This window comes from Rhizobium phaseoli (assembly GCF_001664385.1).
Classification (GTDB): Bacteria; Pseudomonadota; Alphaproteobacteria; order Rhizobiales; family Rhizobiaceae; genus Rhizobium; species Rhizobium phaseoli.
Genome location: NZ_CP013532.1, coordinates 1,139,839 through 1,154,494, shown reverse-complemented (window position 1 = coordinate 1,154,494; position 14,656 = coordinate 1,139,839). Strand labels below are relative to the sequence as shown.

Genomic DNA, 14,656 nt, shown 5'->3' with positions numbered 1-14,656 from the left:
TCGGCATTGTTTAGGGAAGGCTTGGCCACTTGCCGATCTTCCCCCTTGTGGGGGAGATGCCCGGCAGGGCAGAGGGGGGCCGCAGGACGCGACGCCCCCGAAGCCAAGCCACGCCTAAGCCGCCTCCCCCTTCTCAGCCACGCTCTCCGCCAGCTTGCGGGCCGCGACGAAATCGACCTTGCCGGAGCCGAGCACCGGCACCTTGCCGATGGTGACCTCGGCCGGGACCATCATGTCCATGGCGCCCTTGGATTTGGCGAAGGCGAGGAATTCGGCGCGGGTGGCGGTTTCGGCTTCGGTGAGCAGCACCAGGCGCTCGCCCTTCTTGGGGTCAGGCAGCGAGGAGACGACCGAGAGCGCGCCCGGCCAGAGCTCGGCGGCGAGCGTTTCGACGGCGGCGAGCGAGATCATTTCGCCGCCGATCTTGGCGAAGCGCTTGGCGCGGCCGCGGATCTTGACGAAGCCGTCCTCGTCGATGGTGACGATGTCGCCGGTGTCGTGCCAGCCATCGGCGAGCGGCTCGAGCACGCCGGGCTTTTCGGCGCGGAGGTAGCCGGCCATGACATTGGCGCCGCGCACATGCAGCCGGCCGCCCTCATCGATGCCGGGCACCGCTTCGAGCTTCCATTCCATGCCCGGCAGGATTTTGCCGACCGTGCCGGAGCGGTTGTACATCGGCGTGTTGATGGAAATCACAGGCGCCGTCTCGGTGACGCCGTAACCTTCCAGGATGCGCAGGCCGAATTTTTCCATATAGGTGTTGCGGGTCGAGGCCTTCACCGGCTCGGCGCCGGAGAAGATGTAGCGGATCGAGCGGAAATCGTAAGGATGCGCCGTCCTGGCATAGCCGTTGAGGAAGGTATCGGTGCCAAAGATGATCGTGGCGTTGGAGACATAGATCAGCTCCGGCACGATGCGGTAATGCAGCGGCGAAGGATAGAAATAGACCGGCACGCCTGAGATCAGCGGCAGCACCGTGCCGGCGGTCAGCCCGAAGGAATGGAAAACGGGCAGGATGTTGAACACCTTGTCGCCGCTGTGGAAATCGATGCGGGCGGCGGCCTGGGCGGCGTTCGACAGGATGTTGCGGTGGGTCAGCACCACGCCCTTCGGCGTGCCCTCCGAACCCGAGGTGAAGAGGATGACGGCCGGATCATCCGGCCGGCGTTTCACCAGCGGCCGGCCCTTGCGCAGCAGACCGCGGATCTTGTCGAGCGCGCCGATCTCGGCTCTCAAATCATCGAGCCAGACGATCGTCACCTGCTTTTGCAGTTCCTCGACGACAGGGCCGAGCTTGGCCTGGGCGACGAAGGCGCGCGAGGTCAGCACATGTTTCACCTCGGCGGCCCTGCAGGCGGAGAGGATATTGGCGGCACCCGCGGTGAAGTTCAGCATGGCCGGCACCTTGCCCGCGCTCATGACGCCGAGAATAGTGGCGGCGGCGCCATTGGCATTCGGCAGCATGACGCCGATATTTGCCTCCGGGAAGCGGGCGCGGAATTTTGCGCCGAGCACGGCGGCACCCGTCAACAGCTTGCCATAGGTGAGACTGCCGGTGACCGGATCCTCGACGGCGAGTTTTTTCATGCCGATTTCCTGGGCCGCCTGGATGACGCGGCCGAGCACGGTGGACGAGGTGTCGGCGGTCTCGAACAGCAGGTTCGACATGACCTGATAGAGGGCAGCACCCGCCGCCGTGCGGCGCTTGCGGCCCTTGAGCTCGGCCGGCACTTCGAGCTTCACCGGCTCGAGAATGGTGACCTTGACCTTGGGAAACAGCCGGCGGCGGATCTTGCCGTTATCGAGATAGGAGAGATAGCTCTTCTCCAGCCCGTCGATCTTGACCGGCACCACCATTGAGCCGGTTTTGTCGGCGACCATGGCCGCACCGTCATAGACCTTCATCAGCGTTCCGGTCACCGTCAGGCGGCCCTCGGGGAAGATGCCGATCGGGCTGCCGTCCTGCACCACCTTGATCAGCGAGCGGGTCGCCATCGGCTTGGTCGGGTCAAGCGGCAGGAACTTGCACATTTTCAGGAACGGCCGCACCCACCAGGCCTGGGCGATCTTGTAATCGACGGCGAATGTCGGCTCCTCCTCGGTGATGGCGAGCGCCAGCGCGCCGTCGAGCAGGCTGACATGGTTGAGCGCAATGATCGGCGCGCGGCCGGCCTTCTTGATATTCTCCAGCCCCTCGACCTCGAGGCGCATGAAGGCGCGGAACAGGATCGAGATGAAATCGCGGAAGGCATTGGTCGGCAGCGTCTTCAGCATCAGCCAGGCGACGGCGAAATTGAGGATGCCGAGGCCGATCAGAATCTGCGGGATGGAGGCGCCGAGCGCCTGGATGACGGCGACGAGGCCGAGGCCGACGGTGATGAACAACGCCGAGAGCACGTTGGCGGCACCGATGACACGGGCGCGGCGGTCCTCATGCGCCCAGGTCTGCAGCGCGGCGAAAGTCGGCACGGCGATGAAGGCGCCCGAGATCGCCATGCCGGCGAGATCGATGGCGACGCGGATGGTGTTTTCACCGGCGAAGAAACCGAGGATCGTCGTCGCGTGGCTCGTGGATTGCAGGCCCCAGAGGTTCCAGGCGAGATCGAGGCTGAAGAGGCCGAGCAGCGCCGTGCCGACCGGGGCCGGCAGCAGCACGATGCGGCCTGATGACATCCAGGCGGCAATGCCGGAACCGACGGCCACGGCGATGGCGAAGACGGTGAGATAGGCGGGAACGACGAACTCGGAGCCGCCGAGCAGCTCGGTCACCATGGTCGGCAGGATCGAGAGCACGAAGGCGCCGACCAGCCAGAACCAGCAGTTCATCAGCGCCGAACGCCACAGCCGCTTGTCCGCGCGGATTTCCATGACCAGCGTATAGCTGGAGCGGATGACGTTGCGGTCGATCTGCAGATCCGGCGCCTTGGAGCCGGTCGGCGGGATCATCCGGCTCGCCAGCCAGCAGAGCAGCGACAGCCCCATCATCATCGAGCCGAACAGCAGCACATTGTCGCCGCTCGAAAAAGCGAGGGCGGCGATGATCGTGCCGGCGAGGATGGCGATGAAAGTGCCGCCTTCGATCCAGGCATTGGCCTTCGGCAGGTCGCGGCGATCGAGATGATCGGGCAGGATGCCGTATTTGATCGGCCCGAACAGCGCCGAGACGACGCCGAAGCCGAAGAGCGCCGCCATCAGCACAAAGATGGAGGAGAAACCAAGGCCGACGACGGCAAGGGCCGCGATGGCGATCTCGCAGCGTTTCAGCAGTTCGGCCACCTTCGCCTTGTCGTGCTTGTCGGCCAGCTCGCCGCCGAGCGCCGAAAGCAGCAGGAAGGGCACGATAAGGATGACCCCGGCAAGCGTCACCAGGGCAGCGCCTTCGCTCGCCGACATCTTGAAGAGAATGAGGAACACCAGCGTGTTCTTCAGGAAATTGTCGTTGAAGGCCGTGAGGAACTGGGTCCAGAACAGCGGCGCGAATTTTCTAGACGTCATCAGATTGTGTTGCACGGCGGGAGTCCTTCTTTGGGTAGCTCGAGAAGGCCACAGAGTTGTTACCCATTGGTTGAACGCGGCAACAACTCTGCGCTGTGGTTAAGGAAGATCAATCTTCATCGCTACGATTGAATTTGACGAGCAGTTTTTCCGTGCGGGCATCTTCGACCTTGCGGATCAGCTTCTCGGATTCGGCATTGTCGCGCAGCGTCTTGGTGATGTTCACCGTGGTCTGCACCAGCATCAGGATGCCCATGGCGAGATAGCCTTTGCCCCAGAGATCGAGCGGCATCATATAGAGGCCGAGCGCCAGCATGAAGGCGGCCGCACCAAAGGAGATGTAGGAGAAGCTGACCCAGCTGGCGGAATGTTTCTGGAAACTGTCGTTCATTGCAGTGATCCTTCAATTTTGAGGGGTGTTGGTCGAATGGATGAATTCAAGCGGCCGGCGTGATCCGGCTCTTCAGCCGGGCGAGCACGTCATCAGCCGATGAGCTGAGCGGCGCGCCGCAGCCGGCATTGGCGAGCTTTTCGATGATGCCGGCCGGCCGGGTGGTGCTTTCCATCTCCTTCAGTGCCGCCGCCGTCAGATCGTTCTGGCTCTGGCGCAGGCGAAGCCGCGCCAGCGTCTCCTCGGCCTCGTCGAGGGTGGCAAGGCCAGGGCCGGCGACCACGACATCGAGCTTCTGCGCCTGCTCGGTGGCCCGCGCCAGCCGCTCGCCGCGCTGCAGCTCCTGCAGCCGGGCCTCGGCGGAGCGGACGATTGCTTTCAGCTTGCCGATCGAGGTGGTGAACTGGGCCTGCGCCGCCACCGAGGCATCGCGCTCGGCTTCGAGAAAGGCGATCGCCTCGGCCGCCTCGCGGGCCAGTCCCTCATTGCCCTTATCCAGCGCCGCGCAGGCGCGGGTCTCCAAATCGGCGATGCGGCTGACGATCGTCTGATGCTGCGCCTTTTCCTGCTCGTTCTGGGCGATGGCGACGGCGACGCTGCGGCGCGCCGACTGGATCGCCTGGGCGGCATCGCGGATCTGCTGGGCGAGCAGCGGCACGGCGTGGCGATCGGCAAAGGCCTGCTCGGCATCATGCGCCCTGCCCCGCAAAAGAATAGAAATCAGTTTGAACATTTCTTGCCTCCGGTTTATGAACGTTGTTCACAAGTGCTGTTATGGCAGAATCATGAACGACGTTCAAGATAATTTTTGAACACCGTTCAAAAAATCGAAGTGGAATGGTTAATGGCCGGCAGGCGAGAAGAAAAACGCGAGGATTTGAAGGCGCGGCTGATCGAGGCGGCGCGCGAGCGCATCGCCCGCGACGGGCTGACCAATCTGCGCGCCCGCGACATCACCCAGGACGCCGGCTGCGCGCTCGGCGGCCTCTACACCGTCTTCTCCGACCTCGCCGAGCTCGTCATCCACGTCAATTCGTCGACGTTGAAGGCCTTGGAGGCGAAGCTGACCCTGCCGGAAGCCCGCGACAAAAGCCCGACCGACCGCCTGCGCAACCTCGCCCAGGGCTACCTCGCCTTCGCCGTCGAGCACCGCAACCTCTGGAAGGCGCTGTTCGACCACTTCCCCCCCGACACCAGCCCAACGCCGCAATGGCACCTCGACGAACACCTCTTCCTGATGGACGTGATCGCCGAGCCACTCGCCGAACTGCAGCCCGACATGCCCGCGCAAGACCGCGCCATCCGCGCCCGCACCCTCTTCGGCGCCGTGCATGGCGTGGTCAGCATCAGCCTGGAGGGCCGCTTCGTGGGATTGCCGCTGGAGCGGCTGGCAAGGGAGGTGGATGAACTGGTGCAGACGATCGCGGCCGGGGCGGAGCGGCGAAGGGAAGCGGGCGCGTGAATGCGACCGGCGAGTTGGTGCCCGAAAGTTGGCGCGTGAGCGGGTAGGTTTGGCAGCAATGCTCCCCCACCCTCCGTCATCCTCGGGCTTGACCCGAGGACCCATGCCCGCCGCTCATGAAGCTCCACCCCAAAAACTGCCCCTCACCCTAACCCTCTCCCCGTAAACGGGGCGAGGGGACGTGCCACACGCGACGTTAGAGAGGGACGGAGAGCTCACGGCATATCCCCTTCGCCCCGCAAGCGGGGAGAAGGTGGCAGCAGCCGGATGAGGGGCTTCCCCTCCCGGATCGCCTGCGTCGGATGTCGCACTCATGACCCTCCCCACTCTCCGTCGTCCTCGGGCTTGACCCAAGCACCCACGGCCAAGCACTCTGCCCCACCACGCCACCGCGAAAGGAAACCCCATGAGCCGCATCTTCATCACCGGTTCCACCGATGGCCTCGGGCTTGCCGCCGCCCGCACCCTCATCAGCCAAGGCCATGACGTCGTCCTCCACGCCCGCTCCCGCGAACGCGCCGCCGCCATCGCAGACACGTCAGCCACCGCCCTCGGCCTCGTCATCGGCGATCTCGCCAGCGCGGCCGAGACGCGCTCCATCGCCGAACAGGTCAACGCCATCGGCCGCATGGACGCCGTCATCCACAATGCCGGCATCTACCTCGAACGCAGCCGCGGCGAAACGCCTGAAGGTCACGCCAAGACGCTGGCCGTCAACGTGCTCGCCCCCTATCTTCTCACCGCCTGGATCACCCGCCCCGACCGCCTGATCTATCTCACGAGCGGCATGCACCGCAGCGGCGCCAGCACCCTTGACGATATCGACTGGAAGCGGCGGCCATGGAACGCCAGCCAGGCCTATTCGGAAAGCAAACTCTACATCGCCACCCTCGCCGCCGCCCTCGCCCGCCACTGGCCGGATATCTTCAGCAACGCCGTCGACCCCGGCTGGGTGCCGACCAAAATGGGCGGCGCCGGCGCGCCGGATGATCTGGAGATGGGGCACCTCATGCAGACCTGGCTGGCGACGAGCGATGATGTCGCTGCCAAGGTCAGCGGCGGGTATTGGTATCACCGGCAGCGGCGGGAGGCTGCGGCGGAGGTGAATGATGCTGGGTTTCAAGATGCGCTGGTGGGGAGGCTGGGGGAGTTGACGGGGGTGCGGTTATTTCCAGACAGCAAAACATAACTTTTGGCGGGTGTAGGTTGAATGCGGCAGGGCTTTTTTTATCGGTGCCAACGAGTGTTGCGCAATAGGCGAGAGACCGTGACGACTCATTCTCTATCCGCTATTCATGACCTTCAGCGACACAAGAAGCGCAGAAATTTGAGTCAATGAGAGTGTCAGAGAAATGAACGCGGTCGAAATCGAGGAAGCTGTATCCGAACTTGTCGATCAGCCGTTTGATACTGCGGAATTTCCGTTCGCCTTTCTTGCTGCCTTCGGGAATAAAGAAACCACCATCAAACGGCTCCGTACGGCATCGGCCAATGCGTCGGATGTCACGGGCGGCGTCCTGCAGAAAAGTAATATTCACATTGCCACCTGCTCCGAAGGCATGGTCGGAGAGACGCTGATAGCGCTGCGCAATAGCCCAAAGACTACTTCAAACAAGGTAAAGTTCATTCTTGCAACCGATGGCCTCTCGTTCGAAGCTGAGGATCTAACGAGCGGCGAGACCGTTGCCTGCGCCTATGCAAAGTTTCCAGAGCATTTCGGTTTCTTCCTGCCGCTTGCGGGGATTACCACCGTCAAGCAAATCCGGGAAAGCTCTTTCGATATCCGGGCTACGGGCCGTTTGAATAAGCTCTATGTTGAACTCCTCAAAGACAACCCCGACTGGGCGACGGCAGCGCGCCGTCCGGACATGAACCACTTCATGGCCAGACTCATCTTTTGCTTCTTCGCCGAGGATACTGACATCTTCAACGGCGAAGGGTTGTTCACCGCGACCATTGATCAGATGAGCGATCGCGAGTCCTCGAACACGCGCTACGTCATCAGCACCCTATTCCGGGCCATGAACACCAGGATCGAGGATCGCGCCAAAGCTGAGCTTCCGAGATGGGCGAACGGCTTCCCCTATGTGAATGGCGGTCTGTTCTCCGGCAGCACCGAGGTTCCGAAGTTTAGCAAGATCGCACGGTCCTACCTTCTTCATATCGGCGGACTGAACTGGAAGATGATCAATCCCGACATCTTCGGATCGATGATCCAGGCCGTCGCCGACGACGACGAACGTGGCGCTCTGGGCATGCACTACACAAGCGTGCCAAATATCCTGAAGGTGCTTAACCCGCTCTTCCTCGATGACCTTCGGGATCGCCTGGAGGAAGCCGGCACAAATCCGCGCATGCTGCTGAACCTGCGGAGACGCATGTCGAGGATCAGGGTCTTCGATCCCGCGTGCGGTTCGGGCAATTTTCTGGTCATCGCCTACAAGCAGATGCGGGAAATCGAGGCCGAGATCAACAAGCGCCGCGGCGAGTCCGACAGGCGTACTGAAATCCCGCTGACCAATTTCCGGGGGATCGAACTCCGCGACTTCCCCGCTGAGATCGCCCGCCTCGCGCTGATCATCGCCGAGTACCAGTGCGACGTACTTTACCGCGGCCAGAAAGAGGCCTTGGCCGAGTTCTTGCCATTGGACGCTGAGAACTGGATCGTTTCCGGCAATGCTCTGCGGCTCGACTGGCTCAGCATCTGCCCTCCGGCAGGAACCGGCATCAAGCTTCATGCCGAAGACCTGTTCCACACCCCTCTTGATCAGCCTCAGATTGATTTCGAAAATGAGGGTGGGGAAACCTACATCTGTGGAAATCCACCGTATCTCGGCTTCACTTGGCAAAGTCGAGAACAGAAGGCTGAAATACGCGAGTTGCTCGGCGGACGAAGCTCCGCCAGCGGTTTCCTCGACTACGTTGCCGGATGGTTTGTTAAGGCAGCCGAGTATATCGACAGAACAGGCAGTGTTGCCGCCTTCGTTGCAACCAATTCCATCTGCCAAGGACAATCGGTTCCGCTCCTTTGGCCGCATGTATTTGAAGCTGGATGTCAGATACTGTTTGCCTATACCTCCTTCAAATGGTCCAACTTGGCCAGCAACAAAGCCGGTGTGACAGTCGCCGTCATCGGCATCGGTCGCCCAACATCCTCCCCCCGAAAACTTTTTGAACACGACGATACTGGCGGAGTTGTCGTTCGCATGGGGGCTTCCATCACGCCCTACCTAACATTGGGCCAAAGCATAATAATTGAGAAGCGAAACGCGCCTATCAGTGACCTGAGTGTAATGGAGTTCGGAAATAAGCCCACCGACGGCGGGCACCTCCTGCTGCGACCCGACGAAGTGCCCTTGCTTGGACTGAGCCAGAAGGAGGAGGCAACTTTTATCCGCCGTATCTATGGTTCAGACGACTTCATCAACGGGGGCGGTCGGTGCTGCGTTTGGATTGAAGATACGCATTTGGGCGAGGCGTTGGCGATCGATACCATTCGCGAACGCGTAGATGCTGTCCGTCGTGTCAGGCTCTCCAGCCCGGACAAGGGTGCAAACGCGTTGGCCAAGCGGGCGCACCAACTCAAACTCATGCGAATAGGCACGCGACATGCCATCGTTGTAGCCGGTGTTTCGTCTGAACATCGTTCATTTCTCCCTGTAGGGCTGGTAGACAATCGAACGACTCTCACAAATCTGGCCTTCGCGCTCTACGACGCACCCCTCTGGAACATGGCGTTAATCGCCTCGAGCTTGCATATTTCTTGGATCGCCACAGTTTGTGGAAAACTAGAGACCCGATACCGTTACTCAAATACTCTCGGTTGGAACACGTTCCCGGTCCCCCCGCTTACCGAAAAAAACAAAGCAGACCTCACCCGCTGCGCCGAGGACATCCTCCTTGCGCGCGAAGCTCATTTTCCTGCGACGATCGCTGATCTGTACGATCCGGACGCTATGCCGGCGGACCTTCGCGCCGCCCATGAGCGTAACGACGAAGTCCTGGAGCGCATCTATATCGGACGTCGCTTCAGGAATGACACGGAACGGCTGGAAAAGCTGTTCGAGCTATATACGAAGATGACCGCCAATTTGGGCAAGTCCCCGAAGGCCAGGAGGGCGGCGACCATATGAGCGGTTATGTTTTATTCCAGATGTGGGGCCCGTTTCGGCAATCGTTGATCAAAGGGCATTTGTTCTATGTCGAACAAGCGCGGAAGCGGTTGCTTTCGCAATTCGCCGATATCGAGGCTGACGCAAATCGTGCGACTGAGGAGTGGCTGGAGCAAAGTGGTCAACACTTTGACCCGGATCGACATGATCCCGGCGACTTCTACGATGCTGCCAATGACGTCGGCATTGAGTTCTATGGGCTATTGAGTGACATGCGGGAGCAAACCCGCTTGAGCGTAGTCGCCGGAATGTTCCACGAGTGGGACAAGCAACTACGTGATTGGCTGGTTCGTGAGATTCGGCACTGGCATCATGCCCACAATGCCGCATTGAAGGTGTGGTCGGCTGACTTCAGCCAGATCACCGACTTACTGGAAAGCTTTGGATGGAATGTTCGCGGCACAGATTACTTTCGCAGGCTTGATGCGTGCCGCCTTGTGGTCAATGTCTATAAACACGGCGAGGGCAAGTCTCTCGACGAGTTGAAGAAAAACTTTCCTGAATACCTTGATGATCCGTTCAACGGGTCAGGCGGCGCGTTTTCGAATTCTAAATATCGTGACCACACGCACCTCAAGGTAAGCGACGATCATCTACAGTCGTTCTCGGATGCAATACTGGCCTTCTGGCGGGACGTTCCTGAGAATGTTTTCGACTCCCAAATGACCAATATTCCGGATTGGTTCGGCAAAGCTATCAATAAGGACCGCGCCGAATCACAACAGCGGAGCAAGAAATGACTGATAGAGCCGCAAAAACCATCCCATCCGTTTCCATGCGTACCGCAGGCACAGGCGCTTCCACAAAGGCGAACGAACTCGGCATGCGCACCATGCAGGAACGGGCGTACGAGCACCGCGGCGAGCAATACCTTCTCATCAAATCGCCGCCCGCATCTGGCAAATCGCGCGCGCTGATGTTCATTGCCTTGCACAAACTGCACAACCAGAATGTTCGCAAGGCGATCATCGTTGTTCCCGAACGTTCTATTGGCGGCAGCTTCGCCGACGAGCCCCTATCAAATTATGGCTTCTGGGCGGATTGGTCGGTGAAGCCCCAGTGGAATCTCTGCAACGTCGCCGGCATCGAAAACACGTCCGTGGCCAAGTCGAAGGTCAAGGCCGTTGAACAGTTCCTTGAAAGCGAGGATCGGGTCTTGGTTTGCACGCATGCGACGTTTCGATTTTCCGTCGAAGAACTCGGAATCGAAGCCTTCGATGATTGCCTGATCGCGGTCGACGAATTTCATCACGTCAGCTCAAACCCGGACAACAAGCTCGGCGCGCAGCTCGGTCAGTTCCTGTCTCGCGACAGGGTGCATTTGGTTGCGATGACGGGGTCTTACTTTCGCGGCGACGCCGAGGCCGTGCTTGCCCCGCAGGACGAGGCCAAGTTCGTCACCGTCACCTATACCTATTATGAGCAGCTTAACGGCTACGATCATCTGAAGTCGCTGGATATTGGTTATTTCTTCTACTCCGGCCGCTATCTCGATGCGATCACAAAAGTGCTGGACCCCGCCCTCAAGACGATCGTGCATATTCCGAACGTCAATTCCCGGGAGAGCACGAAGGACAAGGTGAAGGAAGTAAACGAGATCATGGACGCGCTCGGCACTTGGGAAGGCGAAGACCCCAAGACCGGGTTTCACCTCGTTCGCCTGCCCGGTGGACGTCTCATCAAGGTCGCCGATCTCGTCGATGACGAGCCGGCACGACGGGACAAGGTCGTTTCAGCATTGAAAGACGCGAAACACAAGAATGACCGCGATCACGTCGACATCATCATAGCGCTCGGTATGGCCAAGGAGGGCTTTGACTGGATTTGGTGCGAGCATGCGTTGACTGTCGGTTACCGCGCCAGCCTCACCGAGATCATCCAGATCATCGGTCGCGCCACCCGCGACGCTCCCGGGAAGGCGTCGGCGCGTTTCACCAACCTGATCGCTGAGCCAGACGCCAGCGAAGAGACTGTCGTGGACGCCGTCAACGACACCTTGAAAGCAATCGCCGCCAGTCTGTTGATGGAGCAGGTGCTCGCGCCGCGCTTCAACTTCACGCCGAAGAACGCCGAAAGCGGGCCGCTGCCTGACTTTGATTATGGCGAAAAGGGTTATGACCCTAAGGGCACGAATGTCGGCTTCAAAGAGGCAACCGGTCAATTCCATTTCGAAATCGGCGGCCTCGTGACGCCGCAGAGCAACGAAGCCAAACGCATCTGCCAGGAAGACCTCAATGAGGTCATCACGGCGTTCGTGCAGGACAAGCCCGCTTTGGAGAAGGGGTTGTTTGACGATGAGACCGCGCCGCAGGAACTAACCCAGGCCCGCATGGGCAAGATCGTTAAGGATCGCTACCCGGAACTCAGTGACTCCGATCAGGAAGCCATTCGGCAACACGCCATTGCAGCCTTGAACCTGACACAGAAGGCAAAGTCCGTAGCTGCCGAAATGGAAGACTCAGGGCAGTTGACAGGTGGTTCGGCGCTAATTGACGGCGTCCGTAAATTCGCGATGGATGTCCGCAACCTTGACATCGACATGATCGACAAGATCAATCCATTCGAGGCTGCTTATTCGATCCTGGCGAAATCCATGAGCGAGCAGACCCTGAAACAGGTCGCAGCGGTGATCGCCAGCAAGAAGATCAGCATTCCGTACGAAGAAGCCCGGGACTTAGCATTAAGGGCCAGAAAGTTCATGCAGGATCGCGGTCGCGCGCCTGATATCACATCGGCCGACCCATGGGAGAAGCGCATGGCGGAAGGGGTGGTCGCCCTGAAGCGACACGTAGAGCAGCAGAAGAATGGTTGATATCTCCGACGACGACCTCCTTGCCGAACTCGGCGCGGCACCAGAGGCCAAGAAGCAGAGCGCAAGGACGCCACGCGAAGAACGGATCATCGCGGGATTTGAAGACATCGTCCGGTTCCACGAGGAACATGGTCGTGTGCCACAGCTTGGCGAGGAACGCGACATCTTCGAACGCCTCTGTGCCGTGCGCCTCGACAGGCTGCGCGCGCAGGAGGATTGCCGAACATTGCTTCAGGAGTTCGACCGGTATGGCTTGCTGTTGACCCCAGCCGCTGCCGACAAGGACGAGGAGATGGATGACGATGAGCTTTTGGCCGAACTTGGCATAGAGCCGGTCAGCGTCGTAGACCTTACCGAACTGACCCATGTGAAGCCTCGCGCCGAAGTCCGGGCTGCGGAGGAAGTCGCTAATCGGACGCCTTGCAAAAACTTCGAAATGTACAAGCCGCAGTTTGCCCGGGTCAAGGATGAGCTAGAAAAGGCCGCGCGCGAAACTCGGCGTTTCGGAGAAGACGCCGATGTCAGACAGGGCGAGTTCTTCATTCTGGGTGGCCAGATGGCGTTCGTCGCCGCGTTGGGCGAGGAATTTAAGACGGATTATGGCCGGCTTGATCGTCGCCTTCGCGTCGTCTTCGATAATGGCACTGAAAGCGACTTGCTTCTCCGATCGTTTCAGCGTGCGCTATACAAGGACGACTCCGGGCGCCGAATTACAGACCCCAACGCGGGGCCTTTATTCGGCGGGGCAGCGGACGAGCAAGACCTCGCAAGCGGCACCATCTACGTCCTCCGGAGCAAATCCGACCATCCTGACGTCGCGGCCTATCGAGACCTGATCCACAAGGTTGGCGTCACGGGCGGATCGGTAGAAGCACGGATTGCTCAGGCGACTTTGGACGCCACTTATCTCCTTGCGGAAGTCGAAGTCGTCGCGACTTACAAGCTCTTTAACATTAACCGGACCCGACTGGAAAACGTCCTGCACCGAGTGCTTTCTCCAGCGCGCCTTGATCTGACCATCCAGGACCGGTTCGGCAATCCAGTAAAGCCGAAGGAATGGTACCTAGTGCCGCTGCACGTCATCGACGAGGTCGTGGCGCGAGTGAAGGATGGCACTATCAAAGCGTATGAGTACGATCCTACAGCGGCAATGCTCCGCCCATTTGCTTAGCGGTAACCTTTTGCCGCGTGATGCCGCCAATAATGTCATGCACAAATAAGTGACGTTAACCGTGTCTCGAAGTCGGGAAGGGGCGAAGGTGGAAACCAGGCTCCGCCCTCGCTGGGCTATTGGCTTCAATCGAACGGCAGCGCTCGAATGAACGCCGCAAGCCTCTCTGCTTCCTTCGTAGTTAAGTCAGATGGAAATCCAAGATGCAGCACCATATCAGGACGAAGCTGGAAAGCGTGAGTTATCAATCCTTCGTCCATTTCCTCCGTTGACGTGATCTCGAAATCATCCTCGTCGTCCTCCAGTGCCGAGAGATCAATCGGCTCCGGAATAGCTGCCTCGCCCTTTGCGACCTCGCCGAGAGACACAAGGCTGTACTCCCACTCGATGCGCGTTTTGTATCCTTTCCTACCATTTCGAAAGGTACCGCATCCAGCATTTGCAAGCTCTTTGAATACCCTTACGACTTCGGGGTAAGCCACCTTGGATTTGAATCCAATGCGATCAACCGACGAAACCCGCATCGCCTTCTTCCGGGTTGAAAAATAGTCCAAAATCGCCCTAGCGCTTGGATCATCTCGATAAAGAGACTTCAAAATTGATATGACATTATTTTTGATCAAACTATTCACTTAAATCTCCTGTTCGTCAAGTCAATAAAGCTCATTCAAGCCAACTTGGTAACATATGCATACACAACGTTAAGTATTCCGTCAATGAGTTTTTTAGCTGCTCTAAAAGATTTTTAATTGGAAGTTTTAAAAAACAACAACCTCGGCAACAGGATTTCCTTCGCGCTCGATCAATTTTCGAGCACGTGTGATCTGTTCCGAGATAACGATGACGATGGCCCGAACCCAACATCTCGGACCTTCGCCGCGGCGCCCGGTGTTGGCCGCTCAAGGGTCAGACTCCTGTCGAAGTCCGCAATACGGGCGAAGACCGAATGGCCGCCACGAGTAAATATAAGATCCGGAAGAAAATGAGGCTCGCCAGATATCTCTGAGCAGCCCTCTACTGATTTTATTACGGTTTTCGCAGCCATCGCCACAGGCTTTTGGGCAAATCGCCACATACCTCTGAGCAAACCAGCGTTTCGCCACATAACTTTGAGCACTGCGAGTGACCGTTAATCGCAATGGTTGCGGGCCTC

Annotated in this window: 10 protein-coding genes; 6 read left to right on the top strand and 4 right to left on the bottom strand. The window is 59.3% G+C overall.

Annotation, left to right across the window (positions count from 1 at the left end; genetic code table 11):
* Positions 1-114: 114 nt before the first annotated feature.
* The 3 genes from AMC88_RS05520 to AMC88_RS05510 all read right to left on the bottom strand — a co-directional run bounded on the left by AMC88_RS05520 (position 115) and on the right by AMC88_RS05510 (position 4,619).
* On the bottom strand, positions 115-3,510 hold the full coding sequence (locus tag AMC88_RS05520; protein WP_064824933.1) for an acyl-[ACP]--phospholipid O-acyltransferase: 3,396 nt from the start codon (positions 3,508-3,510) through the stop codon (positions 115-117).
* Between the two features lie 94 nt (positions 3,511-3,604).
* Positions 3,605-3,886 (bottom strand): YiaA/YiaB family inner membrane protein, encoded by a 282-nt coding sequence (locus tag AMC88_RS05515; protein WP_011424367.1) that lies wholly within the window; start codon positions 3,884-3,886, stop codon positions 3,605-3,607.
* 46 nt (positions 3,887-3,932) lie between these two features.
* Positions 3,933-4,619 (bottom strand): PspA/IM30 family protein, encoded by a 687-nt coding sequence (locus AMC88_RS05510; protein ID WP_064824932.1) that lies wholly within the window; start codon positions 4,617-4,619, stop codon positions 3,933-3,935.
* 111 nt (positions 4,620-4,730) lie between these two features.
* Between AMC88_RS05510 and AMC88_RS05505 the strand changes: the two genes are divergently transcribed.
* The 6 genes from AMC88_RS05505 (at position 4,731) to AMC88_RS05480 (ending at position 13,503) form a co-directional block, all read left to right on the top strand.
* On the top strand, positions 4,731-5,348 hold the full coding sequence (locus AMC88_RS05505) for a TetR/AcrR family transcriptional regulator (RefSeq protein WP_064824931.1): 618 nt from the start codon (positions 4,731-4,733) through the stop codon (positions 5,346-5,348).
* A 406-nt stretch (positions 5,349-5,754) separates the two neighbouring features.
* On the top strand, positions 5,755-6,537 hold the full coding sequence (locus tag AMC88_RS05500; RefSeq protein WP_064824930.1) for an SDR family NAD(P)-dependent oxidoreductase: 783 nt from the start codon (positions 5,755-5,757) through the stop codon (positions 6,535-6,537).
* Between the two features lie 163 nt (positions 6,538-6,700).
* The gene (locus AMC88_RS05495; protein ID WP_064824929.1) at positions 6,701-9,481 is read left to right on the top strand and encodes a class I SAM-dependent DNA methyltransferase; all 2,781 of its coding nucleotides are present in this window, start codon (positions 6,701-6,703) and stop codon (positions 9,479-9,481) included.
* Positions 9,478-10,260 (top strand): hypothetical protein, encoded by a 783-nt coding sequence (locus AMC88_RS05490; RefSeq protein WP_064824928.1) that lies wholly within the window; start codon positions 9,478-9,480, stop codon positions 10,258-10,260. The genes AMC88_RS05495 and AMC88_RS05490 overlap by 4 nt, the downstream gene beginning before the upstream one ends.
* A complete protein-coding gene (locus AMC88_RS05485; RefSeq protein ID WP_064824927.1) occupies positions 10,257-12,332 on the top strand; it encodes a DEAD/DEAH box helicase in 2,076 nt (691 codons plus the stop codon). The genes AMC88_RS05490 and AMC88_RS05485 overlap by 4 nt, the downstream gene beginning before the upstream one ends.
* Positions 12,325-13,503 (top strand): GIY-YIG nuclease family protein, encoded by a 1,179-nt coding sequence (locus tag AMC88_RS05480; RefSeq protein WP_064824926.1) that lies wholly within the window; start codon positions 12,325-12,327, stop codon positions 13,501-13,503. The genes AMC88_RS05485 and AMC88_RS05480 overlap by 8 nt, the downstream gene beginning before the upstream one ends.
* Positions 13,504-13,628: 125 nt before the next feature.
* On the opposite strand, the gene AMC88_RS05475 is transcribed toward AMC88_RS05480, so the two are convergent.
* Positions 13,629-14,135, bottom strand: coding sequence for a hypothetical protein (locus AMC88_RS05475; RefSeq protein ID WP_150128056.1), 507 nt, complete (start codon positions 14,133-14,135; stop codon positions 13,629-13,631).
* Between the last annotated feature and the right edge of the window lie 521 nt (positions 14,136-14,656).